Raw genomic sequence first — 16,918 nt, forward strand, 5'->3', positions numbered from 1 at the left:
GCGAACATAAAAAATTAATCGAAACATGTGAAACGCGATGGGCACTCGTCCGTATCAAAGTAGTGAGTGTTCATCAAAACAAGCCCTGAAGGGAGGTGGCCTGATTGACTATCAGTTTGGTCAAAGGTCAGAAAATCGATTTAACAAAAGGAAATGCCGGTCTTTCCAAGGTCGTTGTAGGTCTTGGCTGGGATCCTGCCGTGATTGAGAAGAAGGGCTTTTTCGGAACGAAGAAAACAACGGTGGAGATTGACTGCGACGCTTCTGTTATTTTATTGGATGCTAACGGTAAATTGACAAAAGAGAAAAATGTCGTGTACTTCGCGAATTTGCAAAGTCCCGATGGTTCAGTCGTTCACTCCGGAGATAACCGTACAGGTGAAGGCGATGGCGACGATGAGCAAATCTCGGTTAACTTGAATCAAGTGCCGGCGGATGTCAGTAAAATCGTTTTTGTCGTAAATATCTACGATTGTGTCAATAGAAAGCAGGATTTCGGTCTCATTCAATCCGCCTATATTCGAATTGTGAATGATTCCAATAACCAAGAGTTGGTTAAGTTTAATTTAACGGATAACTATGCCGGCAGAACTTCCCTGATCGTCGGTGAAATGTATCGCCACAGCGGCGAATGGAAATTCAATGCGATTGGCGAAGGCTATTCCGATACGACGATCGGTCAATTGGTTAAGCGCTACACATAATCCATTATATAAAGCGAGGTCATTACTCATGGCAATTTCATTATCTAAAGGTCAAAAAGTAGATCTGACTAAAACAAACCCAGGCTTAACGAAAGTCGTAGTTGGCGTAGGTTGGGACACGAACAAATATGATGGCGGCAAAGACTTCGACCTGGACGCTTCCGTTTTCTGCGCGAATGCATCCGGCAAAGTAAGTTCCGAATCCGATTTCATTTTCTATAACAATCCGAAGAATGCGAATGGTTCCGTTGTTCATCACGGCGACAACCGTACAGGCGCAGGAGACGGAGATGACGAGCAAGTTAGCGTGGATCTGAGCGCAATCCCGGCTGAAACAGAGAAAATCGCTTTCTGCATCACTATCCATGAAGCGGATACAAGAAGCCAAAACTTCGGTCAAGTGTCCAATGCATACGTTCGTATTCTTAACGAAAGCACAGGCGCTGAATTGATCCGTTACGATCTTGGCGAAGACTTCTCCATCGAAACCGGCGTTGTGATCGGCGAATTGTACCGCAACAACGGAGAATGGAAATTCAGCGCTATCGGCAGCGGCTACAAAGACGGTCTTGCAGGACTAGCGCGCGATTACGGCTTACAAACAAACTAAGCGTTGAAATATACACTAAGGAGTTGTAGATATGACAATCAGCTTGTCCAAAGGTCAAAGGATTGACTTAACCAAATCTAATCCCGGATTAGCAAAAGCGATTATCGGATTAGGTTGGGATACCAACAAATACTCCGGCGGTCATTCTTTTGATTTGGATGCTTCCGCATTTATGCTTCATGCAGACAATAAGGCCAAGGGCATTGAGGATTTCATTTTTTATAATAACTTGGTTGGAGCGAACGGTTCGGTGCAGCACACGGGAGATAACCGGACGGGAGACGGCGACGGAGACGACGAGCAAATCAAGGTCGATTTCTCGAAAATTCCTGCGCATATTCAACGTATCGGGATTGCCGTTACGATTCATGATGCGGTTAGCCGCAATCAAAATTTCGGACAAGTTTCCAACGCATTCGTCCGCCTCGTCGATGAGGTCACCGACCGTGAAATATTGCGCTATGATTTAGGTGAGGATTTCTCGGTTGAAACGGCGGTTGTCATTTGCGAGCTGTACCGGGACAGCCAGGGGCAGGAATGGAAGTTCCAAGCGGTTGGCAGCGGATTCCAGGGTGGTCTTCAAGCGCTCTGCAAAAATTACGGACTTGACGCTCAGTAAAAAATGAATACATTGGGGTGGTGCAAGCAAGGCATCAAGGCACCACCCTTCAATCATGAATGACGGAAGGGACAGGGACTGCCCCATGCATATATCACTGGTCAAAGGCCAGAAGGCCGATGTGACAAAGACAAATCCGGGACTAGCCCAGATCGGTATTGGACTCGGATGGAATGCGCCAGCGAATCTGGATCTGGATACATCCGCATTTTTGTTAGGCGCCAATGGGAAAGTCGAGAATGACGAGCAGCTGGTATTTTACAACAACCCCGTCCAAAGCGGCGTGACTTTCATCAATCAACCCTCTGCAGGGAGAGATACGAAGCAGTTTACGGTGCAGCTTTCGAGCGTGCCGGCACGTGTTGAGAAGATTGCCATAACGCTCACCATCTATGAGGGTGAGAAGCTTAAGCAGCAATTCAGCCAAGTGAATCAGGCGTATATACGGATTTTTCATCCGGGCTCTGGGCAAGATATGCTGCGATATGAACTGGGAAATCATTTCTCCGTTGAGACAGCTATTGTTGTTGGAGAATTATATAGATATGGCGGCGAGTGGAAGTTCAGCGCGGTCGGTTCCGGCTTCTCCGGCGGTCTCAAGGCGCTGTGCGGTAATTTTGGGATCGAGGTTCAGGATGAGCCTGCGGGCAGTCCTGAGCCGAAACCGCTGCCAAAGATCACGCCGCCTCCGGAAGCGAGTAAACCTCCGGTCATCCCTTCGGCTCCGATCAATTTAAATAAGATTGAGTTGAAGAAGAAGGGCGATCGCATTTCTTTAGAGAAGAAGCCGCCAGGCCGGCTCGGGGAAATATTGATCAATCTGAATTGGAATCAGAAGATCGGTACCGGATTTTTCGGGAAAAGCAAAAGCATCGATCTGGATCTGGCATGCCTGTATGAATTAAAGAACGGCGAGAAAGGCGTTGTTCAGGCGCTTGGCAACCGTTTCGGTTCTTTGAGCAGCGCACCCTATATTGCTTTAGACGGCGATGATCGGACAGGCTCTGTGAAGACAGGAGAAAATATCCGGATTAACGGGAATAAGCTTTCAGAATTCGAGCGAATTCTCGTCTTCACGTTCATCTACGAGGGAGCCACAACTTGGTCTGAGGCCGATGGCGTTGTGTCCATTAAACAGGATGGCGGACCCGATATCGAGGTGAAATTGAACGAGCATGACAATCGTCAAGGCATGTGTGCTATAGCTCTTATTCGTAATCAGAATAACGAAACGTTCAGCATCGAACGGCTTGTCCAGTACTTCTCCGGTCATAGACAGCTGGATGAAGCATTCGGATGGGGCATGAAATGGGTTGCTGGCAGTAAATAATTAGGGACAATTACAGGAGGGTCAAGGCATGTCGGATTTTTTTCAAAGTTTTCTAAATAATTTTATTAGTTTTTTTAGCTGGGAGGTCCTCTCGGAAACGCTAACGGATCCCGTCAACTGGGGAATCATCGGTACGCTTGTGATTTTGGAAGGATTGCTATCTGCCGATAATGCGCTGGTACTAGCCGTTATGGTTAAGCATCTACCTAAAGACCAGCAGAAAAAAGCGTTATTTTACGGACTGCTCGGTGCCTACATTTTTAGATTCGTAGCGATTGGCGTGGGTACTTTCTTAGTTCAAATTACATGGATTAAAGTACTTGGCGGTGCTTATCTTCTCTGGATCGCGATCAGCAATCTCTTCCTCAAGAAACATGAAGAAGATGAGAATGGCGAAGTTAAAAATAAAGGTCTTTCCTTCTGGCGAACGGTTTTGGCAGTAGAAGTAATGGATATTGCATTCAGCGTAGACAGCGTGCTTGCAGCGTTTGGCGTCAGTGAGAAAGTTTGGGTACTGTTCCTTGGAGGTATCCTGGGCGTACTCATGATGAGAGGCGTGGCTCAAGTCTTCTTGAAACTGATTGACAAAATTCCTGAATTGGAAAAAACGGCGTTCATTCTTATTATCGTTATCGGTCTGAAGATGATCGCAGGCGCTTTTGGCTTCCATATCTCCCATGTTCTCTTCTTCTCCGTGATCATCGCATTATTCGGCGGGACGATTGTTCTCAGCCTGCTGCGCAATAAAAATAAATCCAAATCTGCGAGTTAATTCATACAAAATGAAACAAAGTCAATCCCTCCCCTATGGAGGGATTGTTTATTCCGAAGAGGGAGGAATCTCACTTGAGATACTTTAACTATGTAACGCCGGATGAAGAAAAAGCTTTATTTTATTTGCCTCCCACCTCCTTCGACAATCATTCAGACAAAGAAATTTTGGCTTCCTCGGTTGGAGCCGCCCTTTATATGCCAGCCACACGCCCCACAATTGCCGAAGATATTGCTTTTGGAAAAATTGAGGGCCTCGTTTCCGCTATTTTGGATCTGGAAGATGCGGTCGGTGAGAATGAAGTACATGCCGCGGAAGAATCGCTGATCCATCAAATGAACAAGCTTGCCGCATTCATCGAACTTGGCATTCTTCGTTCGGATAATTTACCGTTATTATTCGTCCGAGTGAGAAGCGCAAACCAACTAAATTACTTGATCGAACGCTTGGAGGAGAATGTGGCCCTTCTGACAGGCTTTGTTTTCCCGAAATTTACGGCGGAGAACGGCGAGGCGTATTTTCAAATTCTTGAAAATTATAATGATGAGAAGCCGTCCGCTTCCCCGACGTTATACGGTCTTCCCATTTTGGAGTCAGAAGCGATTATTTATAAAGAATTCCGTTATCCATCGCTTCAAGCGATCAAGGAAATGGTTGAGAAGTATAAGGATTTGGTTCTTAACGTCAGGATCGGCGCTACCGATTTCTCCAGTTTATACGGGCTGAGACGAAGTCAGGAGATGACCATTTATGATATTGCCCCAATTCGGGATTGCGTGTCCGATATTATTAATGTATTTGGGCGCATGGACAGCTCTTATGTGATTTCGGGTCCGGTATGGGAATATTTCCCTAGAAAAGGCTTGATTCGCGAAGTCATCATGGACAAAGAGAACGGCCTGATCGGCAAAACGATCATTCACCCTACGCATATTAAACCCGTTCAGTCTCTGTATACCGTAACCCATGAAGAATATGTCGACGCCACCAGCATCATGGCCAAAAATAATGGCGACTATGGCGTAATCAAGAGTCACTACGGCAATAAGATGAATGAAATCAAACCTCATCTCAACTGGGCAAGGCGTATTATGTTACGATCACAAATTTATGGGGTGCTGCATGAACAACAACAATATTTCGGGTTATTATCCATCCAAGACCGAGCGTACGTATAACATTGCAGGGGACTTAGAACTGCAAATCGATGTCACCTCCAACCCCTTTGATATTCCACTGGATCGCTTGTTTGAAATGGCTGCAAGAATAAATAAGAAGCGTTCGTTTCTTTTTGTAAGTAAAGTACTAGGCAAGCATATTCCGGTTAATCCGTATACGTCATTATTGAGCGGGGTTTCGCTGGGACTATTGCTGCAGCAGAAGCTGCAAGGCAATATGCCTGGACATTTATTATCGCTGGCTATGCAGGGAATTATTAATCCTTCCCAATCCTATGAAGCGTATCATGAAGTGATGTCCCATCGCTTATCTCTTCCCCAACCGATTCTGTTTATTGGATTTGCTGAGACGGCAACGGCTATCGGGCATGCTGTTTTCCAGACTTTTAGAGCTAATTGCCATTATATTCATACTACACGCGAAATCATTAAGGAATCGGAATCTATCCTTCATTTCAGTGAGGAACACTCCCATGCAGTCGCTCATTATTGTTATGCCAAAGATCCACAGCTATTCACGAACGCAGAAACGGTTGTCCTCATTGACGATGAAATTACAACAGGCAAAACCTCATTGAACATTATTCGAGATATGCAGGCAAAGTTTCCGAAGAAGGAGTACTACATCCTTGCTTTGCTGGACTGGAGAACGGAATCGGATCAGGAACAGTTCAAGAAGCTGGAGCAGGAATTAAACATCTCCATTCATGTGCTTTCCCTGGTTAAAGGCGAAGTGAAAGTTTCCGGCTCTTCCGAAAGCTTAACGCCGGGAGTGCCTTCCCTTCCTGATGCCGATCCAACCGTCCCGGTAAATGTGATCTACGTGGACCGCTTATTTATTCACCATTCTACTACCGACAAGCGTCCCTATTTATTGCACAGCGGCAGGTTCGGTCTAACCCCTCAAGATGAGGAGCAATCCTCTAAAGCCATTACGCAGACGGCGCAGCAATTAAGGCAGACACGTGTAGGGGCAAATACGCTTTGTGTAGGTACGGGAGAATTTATGTACATCCCTATGCGAATTGCAGCGGAAATGGGGGCAGGAGTCTCCTATCAATCGACGACGAGAAGCCCTATCCATACGATCGATCGGGAAGGTTATGCGGTGAAATCAGGTTATCCGTATCGTTCGCCGGAAGATCCCGAGGTCACCCATTTCTTATACAATATCCCGGTAGGAGTGTATGACGATCTTTATTTCTTTATGGAAAGAGAAGCTGATCCGTCTTCCATGCTCCCGGTATGCGAAATTCTCAAGACGCGCGGTGTGCAGCGGATTCATCTCGTTATCTTCTCGCCCCAAACCGTGGAATGGAAGGAGGGGGAAGTATGGAAGATTGGCGAATCCGGCCTATCCAGAAGCCTGTAGGGCTAGGCAGCTATCCGGCGTCAGATGTCACTTTTTTGTTGAAGGATTTAAGCGCGATCCCGCTTGAACAATCAACGGATGACAGGGAGCGGGCGATTCAATCCGGCACGCATTATTCAGAAATGCTGCCGGTTGAGCAGCAGCCTTCACCGGACTACCTGGCGTTGTATCACGAAACGCTGAGGCTGTCGGCCAAGAAAGTGGCCCTAGCTGTCGGGACGACCGCAGAGCTTATTCGAAGCAACAAAGGAGCGAACACGGTTCTGGTCTCTTTGGCCAGGGCAGGCACGCCAGCGGGCATTCTCATTCGCCGTTATCTGCTGGAGATCCATCAAACCGACATGCCCCATTACAGTATTTCAATTATCCGGGGGAAAGGCATCGACGAAAATGCGTTAATGTACATTCTCCAAAAGCACCCCGAGGCCAAGCTTCAGTTCGTGGACGGCTGGACGGGCAAGGGAGCTATCCGGAAAGTGCTTTCGGAAGCGTGCAGTAAAATGGACCGGGACTATGGCATTAAGCTGAGCGATGATTTGGCGGTGCTTGCCGATCCCGGCCAATGCGCCGAAATGTTCGGAACGCGGGAGGACTTCCTTATTCCGAGCGCCTGCCTGAACGCGCCGGTATCCGGCTTGATGAGCCGAACGGTCATGCGGGAGGATTTAATCGGGCCGCATGATTTTCATGGCTCCAAGTTTTATAAAGAGTGGTTGGATCAGGACCTCTCCAATCATTTTATTTCGGCCATCGTCCCGTTCTTCTCCGAAATTGCGGGAGAAGCGGGACAGCATGCAGCTGGCTTCGTCAAACAGCCTCCTGCGATGTCCTGGAAAGGGCTTCGTGATATTCAAGCCATACAGAACGAATATGCCGTTGCGGACATCAACCTTATTAAACCAGGGGTTGGCGAGACTACGCGCGTGCTGCTCCGCAGAGTGCCTTGGCGCATTCTGGTCGACAGGTTGGACAACCCGAATATCCGTCATATCCTACATTTAGCTGAAGCTAGGGAAGTGCCGGTTGAAGTGTACCCCGGGCTCACGTATTCCTGCTGCGGGATCATTAAGTCTGTGAAAGGAGACGCCGAATGATATTTGCCAGTGACTTAGATCAGACGCTGATTTACTCGCAGCCTGAAGATCGCGCATCAGAGCTGGGCAGCCGGATTCTCATCGCCGAACTCATTGACGGTAAAGTGAGATCCTATATGTCAGCAAATGCTTATCACAGGCTCCAAAGCTTGATGAAGGAGCTTACCTTCATACCGGTCACAACGCGAACGTTGAAACAGTATGAACGCATTCATCTCATCAGCCAAATGCTGCAGCCTGCCTATGCCGTTACAAGCAATGGCGGAAATATTGTCATTAACGGGCAGCCCGACCCTGAATGGCATAGGGAGATACTAGCGCGCATGCAGGACTCAAGCGTCCACGTTGAAGAGGTCCGGAAGCGGATGGATCAAGTGCTTCATTCGGATTGGGTGATTTCCTCCACCTACTGCGATGATTTGTTTTTCTCTCACATCGTAGAGCGCGATAAGATCCCGCAGCAGGAAATGCGCGAGCTGAGCGAGGAGCTGCAGCGTCTGGGTTGGACGACATCCATTCAGGGGAGAAAGGTCTACATCGTTCCTAAAGCCGTTAATAAACGTGATGCCGTCGCTCATCTAAAGCAGATCGTCGGGGATGAGAAGATCGTAGCATCGGGAGACTCCCTATTGGATCAGATTTTGCTAGACTTTGCTGATTACTCCTTGGCTCCACGGCATGGCGAGTTGTTCCGGCAGGAGCAGCTTCAGGGCACGGGCGCCTATACGTTTACGGAGGAATCGGGCATTTTTGCGACAGATGAAATCATAGATTATGTACAGGCCGTTCATAACGAGCATAATCCTGCGTTCAGGATAAAGGAGTCCTCATGAAAAAAGTATGGTTTAACCGTTGGTTTTCAGTCGCTTATCACTATATGAACAGCATTCGCAACAACGAGGATGGCATACAATTCAAAATGTATGCGACCCATCCGGACCGCAGCCACATGGCCCTGCAGGCGGCTGATTTTGCCGATACGGAGCCTGTGCTGAACGATGACGACTACGTGGAGTTCGCGCTGGACTTTTGTAAAAAGCACGGCATTGACGTGTTCATTCCAAGGTTGCATATGTATGCGATCGCCAAGCATGTGGAGGCGTTTGAAAAGGCAGGCACCAAAGTCACCGTTTGCCGCGATCTGGCGCTATTGGAGAACTTGCTGGAGAAACAGAAATTTTATGAAGCCATTCGGGATAAAAATATTGTCGCCATTCCCGACTATCACGTTGTGAACACGGCGGAACAATTCATGGACGCCTATGACGCGCTCACGCAGGCAGGCCATCAAGTCTGTATGAAACCGACCAATGCCGAAGGCGGCGTGGGCTTCCGAATCATTAGCAACGAACGCAACGCCTTGCAGGATCTGTTTGGAACAGTGACCCCTTATCTATCGAAAGATCAGGCCTATCAGGCTCTGTCTTCTGTCAATCGGTTTAACGACCTGATGGTGATGGAACTGCTTAGCGGCTATGAATACAGCATAGACTGCTTGGCAACAGCATCGGGCGAGCTGCTTGCTGCCGTACCTCGCCGGAAAGCGGACGGACGTCTGCGGCTGCTTGAAGAGGTGCCCGAGCTGATCGAGATCGCGCATCAAATCGCTGCGGCTTACCGGATTCCTTTTAACTACAATATTCAAGTCAAGTACAATCAGGGCGTTCCCAAATTGCTCGAAATTAACCCGAGAATGTCCGGCGGACTGCATGTCACGTGCTTATCCGGCATCAATTTCCCCTATTTAGCGGTGAAGTCGATTTTGGGCGAACATGTCGGCATCCAAGAGCCCAAATACGGCCTGCTAGCCAGTCATATCGAAAAATATATGATCATGAACCTGGGCGAATAAAGGCGAATAAAATAAGCTGCCCGTCATATCTTTGAATAAGGCGATCAAACTATTCAAAGAAGGTGCGCAGCATGATGATAAGCGGGATTATACTCTTTGGAATCATCGTCGTGCTCATTGTCGTGGCAGCCTCTGAAAAAGCGGAATCCATATCCAAATTTATCGAAAAATAGTCACCAATGAAACCTGCAAAGGTTTCTTTTTTTTGATTCGATTTGGTAGAATATAAGATAGAGTCGAATAGACGGTAGTTAAGATAAAGGAGCTGTAACATGCTGCAACTAAGCGATAGCCAGCTTGCAACAATGTGGGCTCAAGGGGATTCTAAGGCGTTTAGCCGGCTTCTTGAGCTGTATAAGGACAAGATTTACCGGTTAGCGTTTCGGATGCTGAGGAACAAATCGGATTCGGAGGACGTTGTGCAGGAGACGTTTCTACGGGCATATCAGCATTCGCATCGTTTTGACACGAGCAAAAATTTCTCTACCTGGATTTTTAGCATCGGTAAAAACGTGGCCATTGATTTGTTGCGCAAAAAGAAGTCGGAGCTGTCTATGGATACGAATCCGCATCCGTTTCAAGACGCGCTGCCTTTTTATGATAAGCTGACCAGCCGTGAGAAAACGCCTGAGCTGCAATTAATCGAGCAAGAAACTGCCGAGCAAGTGGAGCAAATGATACGTGATTTGCCGGATAAATATAAGAATCTGATCGTGTATAAATATTTTTTGGATATGTCGCTAGAAGACATTAGCCAAGAAGTGAACTTACCGGTGACAACGATCAAAACAAGGCTGTTTAGGGGCCGGAATTACATCAAACGTAAATGGGGTTCGTTGTTCTTCATGCTGCAGAGCTTGACATCGGTTATCATTTTTTAACTTTTTCTTCATTCCAGCAGACAGAGGAGTATTGCAATGAGCACTTCCAAAATTGAAGCGCCAAAAATGCCGAAAGAACTGCCGCCGATATCGCTCCCCGAAGAAGGGATAGATTCGGAAGACAGCTTTCATACAGGCTTGATAAGCGATTGTACGATTGATAATCAGAAAGCTTCGAAAGTTGCTTTTGATAAAATTATTTTCCGCAATGTAACCTTTACGCGAATTGCGATGAAGGACATTGAATTGACGGATGTTATTTTCGAGAAATGCGATTTATCCAATGTTGATTTCGGTCAAGCTACGATTCATCGGACTGAATTTAGAAATTGCAAAATCATGGGGATGGATATGACGGAAGCGACCATCCGAAATGTGCTGTTTGATTCCTGTATGGGGGATTATGCCAATTTCCGAATGGCTAATTTCCGGCAAGTTGCCTTTCAAGAGAGTTCGCTCTTGAGTGCCGATTTCTATGAGACAACGCTGCAGAAGGTGCAGTATGAAGCTTGCAAGCTGGACCGGGCTCAATTCTCAGGCACTAAGCTGGCAGGAATCGATCTCAGCTCCTGTGACTTCACAAGTCTGGGCGTAGGTGTGGAGGATTTGCCCGGCTGCATCATTTCCAGAGGACAAGCTTCCGTATTTGCAAGTCTGTTTGGGCTTATACTAAAGGAATAAAGGCGCAGGGAAATGAGGAGGCAAGCGTGAAATTTGGTTTTGATATTGATGATACGCTCATTAATTTAAGAGAGCATGCTTTTCATATCTATAATCGCAAATTGCATCAAAATATTGGTTTGGACGTGTTTCATGCGTTAACGACAATGGAGATTCACGAAGCATTCGGGTTGACGAAAGAAGAGGGAGGGAAGCTCTGGATGAGCCTCCGCGATGATATTTATTACTCGGATTGCGCGCCCTTTCCGCATGCACGTGAATTTCTACATGAGTTAATTAAGCAGGGCCACGAGGTCTACTATATTACGGCAAGAGCCAAAGAGCATACGGAACGTACGCGAGAGTGGCTCATTCAAAATGGATTTCCCGTTACGGAAGGACATTTTTATTGCGGGATGAGCGATACCGAGAAAGTGCACATTATCGAGGCACTGGAGCTGGATTACTATTTCGATGATAAGCCGTCTGTGCTCGCGACCTTGTCGCAATTGCCGGTGAAGGCGTATGTGAAAGACCGGTCCTATAACCGGCAGCTCGATTTGCCGCGGATAACTTCCTGGGAACAGTTTATGGAAGAGCTGAAATCCTAAAAGATTTACAGATTTACCGTGTCGCCTGGTCGAACGGAAAGCAAATACGGAATACCTTCAGATGCCAGCTGCTCAAGCAGGGCATCTGTTTCTTTTTTGGGGGCATGGACGAGAAGCTTAAACGGACTGTTCAACGATTGCGCCATTTTGCGCACATCGGGCATTCCCTGATGAATTTTGTAACGGATCATCTTCATTTGGCATCCGCGCTCTTCATCGCTCATAGCCAGCAGCCGCTGCCCCGTCGTGCCCGTCGCGACGTGTCCGGTTAGCACGATGCCGTTCGCCGCTTGCCTGCGCCATTTCTCGTAATACCATCTGGACTTAGGGGATTGCATCATCCCGTCACTCGTAAACCAGATACCTGTCCGGGAATCGGCCAGATCCTCGTTCAACAGCTGCTGACGCTGCTCATCGGTATGGATCACTTCAAAGCGGCCGCTGCTTAAAGCCTCTGCGAGGACGCTTTCCATGCCTGCTTTCAGCCAGCCGGCGTGCTCAAGCATGAGCTCCATCGCTTGAACAAGCTCTGATTCGACGCGAATCGGCGTATCAGGGAAACGCTCCTTCATTAGAAGCAGCAGATCCTGTCCCCGGCCGCAAACAGGTACGGGCAGCAGAAGCTGACCGCCCTCCGTTAGAATCCCTTCGGCTGCCGAGAAAAGCTTCTCCAGCTTATCTGATTGATACTCCGTATCGGTGCTATAAGCGGCATCGATAATCGCCCCGTCTAAGGCTATGCTGCCGTTCGTAAGGGCCTCCGGTGTATCCGTTGCAAGCAGATGAGCATCTTCGCTGTAGTCTCCAGAATAAAACAAACGCTTCCCTTCTATTTCCAGAAGCAGCCAGACCGACCCCAGCATATGTCCGCTTCGTCCCCAACAGATGCGAAGTCCAGGGGCTAGTTCAATCCACTGTCGGGGCGGAGCCTCATCTTCGATGTAAGCATATTGGATGCGATCGATATCCGTTTCAGCATAAGGGAGTTCTCCGCCTTGCTTTTTGACGTAGTTTCCCCAAGCCGCATAATAAGCGGGAAGCTGCTGCGCGGTTATTCGGGTTGTCCATACTTTGCCGGAATAACCTAATTTGTACAGCCAAGGGATTGCGATGGAGTGATCTTCATGCGCATGAGATAAAAAAACAGCGTCCAATTCCGCGACTCTGTCCGGATCGATTAACGGATACTCCCCGCATCCTTCACGCTTTACACCGCAATCGAGCAAAATGCTTCTTTGTTCATTGCCAATCCAATAACAGGAGCGGCCGTGTTCGCCGGCACCGCCCCATACGTTCAATTGCATCATTCCACATTCCACTTTCTGTTCGTATTCATGTTGTTCACGATAAGCAGCAGGATCGTTGTAAGACCGACAGAAACGACGGCCATCGCCATGCCAAGCGAGATTTGACCTTGTTCAAATTGCGCGAAAATGTAGGTGGCCGACGTTTGCATGGACGGCGGCAGCACCATCAGCGAGGCGACCAGCTCCCTAAGCGAGATGGTGAAGGTCATCATCCAGCCGGCGATAATACCCGGCAGCAGCAGAGGCAGGACAATACGCCGGAACACGTACCAGGGCTGCCCGCCGAAGACTTGCCCGGCTTGCCGCAAGGATTCGTCCAGCTGCCCGTTGCGTGCCTTGACGTATTGCACGGTATACGGCAGGAAGAACACGACGTAAGTGAGGACGACCATGCCGTAAGTGTTGTAGAGATGCAGCGGCATCCATGGCGCATTCCATAGCATAATGAGTCCGACGACCAGGACCATATCAGGGACCGTGTTCGGCAGCAGGCTGAACATATCGGTCATGCGCTGCGGCAGCCGCTTGGCGCGGCCAATCGTTAAGGCGAACCAAGTGCCAAGCGCGGCTGCTAAGCAGGCGGCGAGCAGGGCGAGCCCCAGGCTGTTCATCAGCGCTTTCATGCTGGGTGAGCCCCATTTCAGCAGCTCGCCGTAATGAAGCAGCGTCAGGTTGTTCCACGCCAGCCCGCCTCCCCGGAGCTTCATTAGCGAAGCTGAAATGATGGAGAAATACGGGATGCCGATGGATGCGGCGAGCAGCAGAGCCACATAGAGCCAGGCCAGCGCGCGCTGCCAGCCGAGATAGCCGACGATTTTGTCACGGGAGCCTTTGCCGCCGACAAGGTTATAAGAATTCCGGCGTACAACGACGGACTGTACGTACCAAAGCACAAGACAGGCTAGCAGCAATAGGGATGCCAGCGAGGTTGCTTTGCCGAAATCTACCGGCCAACTGGAGATGGAGGCTTGAATTTCGGTCGTTAGCACGAAATAACCGATGCGCCTGCCGAATGTAGCCGGTGTACCGAATTCGGCCAATGTTTTGACGAAAATGAGCAGAGCGCCCATGACATAACTGGAGAAAACAAGTGGCAGCATGACGCGGCGAAGCGAATACAGGAAGCTTGCCCCATGCACAGCGGCCGCCTCTTCTTTGTTGCTGCCAATTTGAAGAATGGCATTACGCAGAATCAAATACAGGAACGGAAACAAATGGAGACTCATAATCGTAACCATCCCAAATAAGCTAAAGAAATGGCTGCTTATCCAGGTAGCACCGGGAAACAATTGCTCGAGATAGCCGCGCGGCTGCATAAATAAAATCCAGCCCATGGAGCCGATATACGGCGGAGTCATGAAAGGAATGAGCAGGACAATATCCAGCCAGCGATGCTTGCGGAGCGGCGTTTTGGCCATGATCCAAGCCAGCGGCAGAGCAAATATCGTGCTTCCGACGACAACCCATATACCGAGCATTAAGGAATGGCTGAATACGCCGGTCAAATCTTTCTCCAATACGACTCGAATGGGGGCGAGCAAGTCAAGGGAACCTTTCACCCAAACACTTTTGAAAAATACGAATAAAAGAGGAAGGACGACCAGCATCGCCAGAAGCAGCAATGCCAGGAGCGTCCCCGTACGTTTGAAAATCATGTGGTCGTCATCCCCGTTCGGAGCTTACTTTTTGAACAATTGTGTGAATTTCTGCGTGACACCGGCTTGATTATCGTTCATCCAGTTCCAGTCGACTTTCAGAGCAGGAATGTCTTTCGCGCTTACTCTTCCTTGTACTTGGATATCGCTGCGGCCGGAAAGCAGGTAAGCGTCGGTAACCATTTTCTGGGTTTCGTCGGAAAGCAAATATTCAATGAATGCTTTTGCGCTATCGACATTTTTACTCGTTTTCATAATCATGGCCGGACGTGGCGAGATGACCGTCCCGCTTGCCGGATAAATCAGATCGATAGGCTCGCCCTTCGCTTTGGACGCATAAGTCATATAGTCAACGCTTGCCATTACGATGCTTTTGGCTCCCGAAATAACTGGATCCATCGCTTCTTGGTTAGCCCCTGCAATAATAGCTCCATTCGCTTTGACTTTACCAAATAAATCCCAGGCGGAATCGCCGTTTTTATTCGCATAGCCGGTCATGAAATCGAGTGCGGAGCCGGACTGTGCGGGATCAGGAATGTTCACTTTATCTTTCCACTCAGGTTTCGTCAGATCGCTCCATTCTTTCGGAGGGTTCGTAACGGTTTTGGTATTATAGGCAATGCCAAGTGCGGAAAGGCTGTAGCTAAAATAGTTCCCGTTCTTATCGGAGTAGTCGGGGATTAGCTTGTCGGCGTTTTTGGCTTCTTTAAAAGGCAGGGTTAGTCCGCTGTTTGTCATGCCAATAGCGGAAGGGAGCGAGGCCAGAACGACAACGTCAACGACCGGATTTGCTTTTTCGGCTTCCATACGAGCCAAGATTTTACCGGTGGTGCCTTGAAACATTTCGACTTCCACACCTGTTTTAGCCTGAAAGCCTTTTTGAATCTTGGTAGCGAGATCAGCTGGCCCCGCACTGTATACAACGATTTTTCCGCTAAGCTTCTTCGCTTCAGGCGTTGGTGTCGGCGTTGCGGCCGTCGTAGCAGCCGTTGCTGCCGGAGCAGCTGTCGCCGGGTTGGCATTGGAAGATGTGCTTGCCGTGCCGCAGCCTGTCAAACCTACGCCTACGAGAACGGACATCAAAGCTAAAGTACTCATTTGCAAATTTTTTTTCATTTTCATTTTCATTGGAAATACACCCTCTCCGTTTTTTTACTATTCACTACAATTCATGAATCTGCTCTTGTGAGATATACAGCGTTACGTTTTCTCCTATGGTCAGACGTGATGGATGATACGCCATCCAAACATCATGATCAATGGTCCTCACACTGATTTCGTAGCGTTCCCCTATATAGCTGACAGCTTGGACCACGCCTGAATACACAAGGTCTTGGTCCGTCAAGCGTTCCCATCGGATGTGCTCAGGGCGAATGAGCCGCTTGTCCGTTTCCAGCCAATTGGTTTTGCCGATAAAGCGGGCCGTGAAGGGGTGAGCCGGTTTGCGGTAAATGACTTCGGGAACGTCTTTTTGCAAAATGACCCCGCCTTGCATAACGACGATCTCATCCGACATGGACATGGCTTCCGTTTGATCATGCGTTACATAAACCGCCGTGAATCCGATACTTCGCACCAGATTCATCAGCTCGATGCGCATTTCTTCCCGCAAAAGGGCATCCAGTGCGCTCATCGGCTCATCGAATAAGACGAGCTGAGGACGAACGACAATGGCCCGGGCAAGTGCGACGCGCTGCTGTTGACCGCCTGAAAGCTGATGGGGATAGCGCTTCTCCATTCCCGCAAGTTGAACTAATTCAATAGCTTCCATAGCCCGCTGACGCCAGTTGGCGGTATCGCCTTTTGCTTTGAGCCCGAATGCTACGTTTTCCAGTACCGTCAAGTGCGGCCATAGGGCAAAATCTTGAAACACCATGCCGAAATCCCGCCGGTGAACAGGAAGATTAATCCTGCGCTGCTTGGAGAAAAGACAGGCATCGCCCAAGTGAATGTCACCGTCATCAGGAGACTCGAGGCCTGCGATGATCCGGAGCAAGGTTGTTTTGCCGCATCCGGATGGACCTAACAAAGTTGTAAATTTCCCTTTGGCAAGGGTTAGTTGAATGTCCTTAAGCGCCGGTGAAGCGCCGAAGGATTTGTTGATACCGCGAAGTTGTAAAGTCATCTCAAGCTTCCTTCCGTTCTTAGGAACTTAAACTTAGTTTAGGCGAACAAAATCAGCGGAGTATCAACTTAAGGTAAAGCAATTGTTAAGTTTTTGTTGGTAAACTATTATTCTTCATAGATTTTTTCTATAATGGTGAGAGCATGAA

Annotated in this window: 17 protein-coding genes; 13 read left to right on the top strand and 4 right to left on the bottom strand. The window is 48.5% G+C overall.

What is annotated here, in order from left to right:
- Positions 1 to 104: 104 nt before the first annotated feature.
- From AC3WRW_RS21135 to AC3WRW_RS21195, 13 genes are all read left to right on the top strand, one after another.
- Positions 105 to 704: a TerD family protein gene (locus tag AC3WRW_RS21135; protein ID WP_492548269.1), complete on the top strand. Its 600-nt coding sequence runs from the start codon at positions 105 to 107 to the stop codon at positions 702 to 704.
- A 28-nt stretch (positions 705 to 732) separates the two neighbouring features.
- On the top strand, positions 733 to 1,314 hold the full coding sequence (locus AC3WRW_RS21140; RefSeq protein WP_171682525.1) for a TerD family protein: 582 nt from the start codon (positions 733 to 735) through the stop codon (positions 1,312 to 1,314).
- A 31-nt stretch (positions 1,315 to 1,345) separates the two neighbouring features.
- Complete coding sequence (locus AC3WRW_RS21145) at positions 1,346 to 1,933, top strand: TerD family protein (protein ID WP_492548270.1); 588 nt, start codon at positions 1,346 to 1,348, stop codon at positions 1,931 to 1,933.
- Positions 1,934 to 2,018: 85 nt separating this feature from the next.
- The gene (locus AC3WRW_RS21150) at positions 2,019 to 3,263 is read left to right on the top strand and encodes a TerD family protein (protein ID WP_492548271.1); all 1,245 of its coding nucleotides are present in this window, start codon (positions 2,019 to 2,021) and stop codon (positions 3,261 to 3,263) included.
- A gap of 28 nt (positions 3,264 to 3,291) precedes the next feature.
- Positions 3,292 to 4,035 (top strand): TerC family protein, encoded by a 744-nt coding sequence (locus AC3WRW_RS21155; RefSeq protein WP_492548272.1) that lies wholly within the window; start codon positions 3,292 to 3,294, stop codon positions 4,033 to 4,035.
- Between the two features lie 74 nt (positions 4,036 to 4,109).
- Positions 4,110 to 5,213 carry an HpcH/HpaI aldolase/citrate lyase family protein gene (locus AC3WRW_RS21160; RefSeq protein ID WP_492548273.1) on the top strand — a complete coding sequence of 368 codons (1,104 nt, stop codon included), beginning with the start codon at positions 4,110 to 4,112 and terminating at the stop codon, positions 5,211 to 5,213.
- Positions 5,158 to 6,585, top strand: a complete 1,428-nt coding sequence (locus AC3WRW_RS21165) for a phosphoribosyltransferase family protein (protein WP_492548274.1) — start codon at positions 5,158 to 5,160, stop codon at positions 6,583 to 6,585. Before AC3WRW_RS21160 ends, AC3WRW_RS21165 begins: the two co-directional genes overlap by 56 nt.
- Positions 6,546 to 7,679: a cysteine protease StiP family protein gene (locus AC3WRW_RS21170; protein ID WP_492548275.1), complete on the top strand. Its 1,134-nt coding sequence runs from the start codon at positions 6,546 to 6,548 to the stop codon at positions 7,677 to 7,679. Before AC3WRW_RS21165 ends, AC3WRW_RS21170 begins: the two co-directional genes overlap by 40 nt.
- Positions 7,676 to 8,512, top strand: coding sequence for an HAD family hydrolase (locus AC3WRW_RS21175; RefSeq protein WP_492548276.1), 837 nt, complete (start codon positions 7,676 to 7,678; stop codon positions 8,510 to 8,512). Before AC3WRW_RS21170 ends, AC3WRW_RS21175 begins: the two co-directional genes overlap by 4 nt.
- Positions 8,509 to 9,531 (top strand): ATP-grasp domain-containing protein, encoded by a 1,023-nt coding sequence (locus AC3WRW_RS21180; protein WP_492548277.1) that lies wholly within the window; start codon positions 8,509 to 8,511, stop codon positions 9,529 to 9,531. Before AC3WRW_RS21175 ends, AC3WRW_RS21180 begins: the two co-directional genes overlap by 4 nt.
- 272 nt (positions 9,532 to 9,803) lie before the next feature.
- Positions 9,804 to 10,412 (top strand): sigma-70 family RNA polymerase sigma factor, encoded by a 609-nt coding sequence (locus tag AC3WRW_RS21185; RefSeq protein WP_492548278.1) that lies wholly within the window; start codon positions 9,804 to 9,806, stop codon positions 10,410 to 10,412.
- 36 nt (positions 10,413 to 10,448) lie between these two features.
- Positions 10,449 to 11,093 (top strand): pentapeptide repeat-containing protein, encoded by a 645-nt coding sequence (locus tag AC3WRW_RS21190; protein WP_492548279.1) that lies wholly within the window; start codon positions 10,449 to 10,451, stop codon positions 11,091 to 11,093.
- Between the two features lie 26 nt (positions 11,094 to 11,119).
- Entirely contained in the window at positions 11,120 to 11,683 is a 564-nt protein-coding gene (locus AC3WRW_RS21195) for a 5' nucleotidase, NT5C type (RefSeq protein WP_492548280.1), read from the top strand.
- 5 nt (positions 11,684 to 11,688) lie between these two features.
- Here AC3WRW_RS21195 and AC3WRW_RS21200 read toward each other — a convergent pair whose 3' ends face one another.
- From AC3WRW_RS21200 to AC3WRW_RS21215, 4 genes are read right to left on the bottom strand one after another with little or no spacing between them, the layout of a single operon-like run.
- Positions 11,689 to 12,990 carry an MBL fold metallo-hydrolase gene (locus tag AC3WRW_RS21200; protein ID WP_492548281.1) on the bottom strand — a complete coding sequence of 434 codons (1,302 nt, stop codon included), beginning with the start codon at positions 12,988 to 12,990 and terminating at the stop codon, positions 11,689 to 11,691.
- On the bottom strand, positions 12,987 to 14,645 hold the full coding sequence (locus AC3WRW_RS21205; protein ID WP_492548282.1) for an ABC transporter permease: 1,659 nt from the start codon (positions 14,643 to 14,645) through the stop codon (positions 12,987 to 12,989). The genes AC3WRW_RS21200 and AC3WRW_RS21205 overlap by 4 nt, the downstream gene beginning before the upstream one ends.
- A gap of 24 nt (positions 14,646 to 14,669) precedes the next feature.
- Complete coding sequence (locus AC3WRW_RS21210; RefSeq protein ID WP_492548288.1) at positions 14,670 to 15,767, bottom strand: ABC transporter substrate-binding protein; 1,098 nt, start codon at positions 15,765 to 15,767, stop codon at positions 14,670 to 14,672.
- A 40-nt stretch (positions 15,768 to 15,807) separates the two neighbouring features.
- Positions 15,808 to 16,770 carry an ABC transporter ATP-binding protein gene (locus tag AC3WRW_RS21215; protein WP_492548283.1) on the bottom strand — a complete coding sequence of 321 codons (963 nt, stop codon included), beginning with the start codon at positions 16,768 to 16,770 and terminating at the stop codon, positions 15,808 to 15,810.
- Positions 16,771 to 16,918 lie beyond the last annotated feature (148 nt).

Source organism: Paenibacillus sp. FW126-R14, assembly GCF_058789495.1.

Coding starts and splice junctions, on each gene's coding strand:
- AC3WRW_RS21140 (WP_171682525.1), top strand. CDS start 733: ATGGCAATTTCATTATCTAAAGGTCAAAAAGTAGATCTGACTAAAACA.
- AC3WRW_RS21145 (WP_492548270.1), top strand. CDS start 1,346: ATGACAATCAGCTTGTCCAAAGGTCAAAGGATTGACTTAACCAAATCT.
- AC3WRW_RS21150 (WP_492548271.1), top strand. CDS start 2,019: ATGCATATATCACTGGTCAAAGGCCAGAAGGCCGATGTGACAAAGACA.
- AC3WRW_RS21155 (WP_492548272.1), top strand. CDS start 3,292: ATGTCGGATTTTTTTCAAAGTTTTCTAAATAATTTTATTAGTTTTTTT.
- AC3WRW_RS21165 (WP_492548274.1), top strand. CDS start 5,158: ATGAACAACAACAATATTTCGGGTTATTATCCATCCAAGACCGAGCGT.
- AC3WRW_RS21170 (WP_492548275.1), top strand. CDS start 6,546: ATGGAAGATTGGCGAATCCGGCCTATCCAGAAGCCTGTAGGGCTAGGC.
- AC3WRW_RS21175 (WP_492548276.1), top strand. CDS start 7,676: ATGATATTTGCCAGTGACTTAGATCAGACGCTGATTTACTCGCAGCCT.
- AC3WRW_RS21180 (WP_492548277.1), top strand. CDS start 8,509: ATGAAAAAAGTATGGTTTAACCGTTGGTTTTCAGTCGCTTATCACTAT.
- AC3WRW_RS21185 (WP_492548278.1), top strand. CDS start 9,804: ATGCTGCAACTAAGCGATAGCCAGCTTGCAACAATGTGGGCTCAAGGG.
- AC3WRW_RS21190 (WP_492548279.1), top strand. CDS start 10,449: ATGAGCACTTCCAAAATTGAAGCGCCAAAAATGCCGAAAGAACTGCCG.
- AC3WRW_RS21200 (WP_492548281.1), bottom strand. CDS start 12,990: ATGATGCAATTGAACGTATGGGGCGGTGCCGGCGAACACGGCCGCTCC.
- AC3WRW_RS21205 (WP_492548282.1), bottom strand. CDS start 14,645: ATGATTTTCAAACGTACGGGGACGCTCCTGGCATTGCTGCTTCTGGCG.
- AC3WRW_RS21210 (WP_492548288.1), bottom strand. CDS start 15,767: ATGAAAATGAAAAAAAATTTGCAAATGAGTACTTTAGCTTTGATGTCC.
- AC3WRW_RS21215 (WP_492548283.1), bottom strand. CDS start 16,770: ATGACTTTACAACTTCGCGGTATCAACAAATCCTTCGGCGCTTCACCG.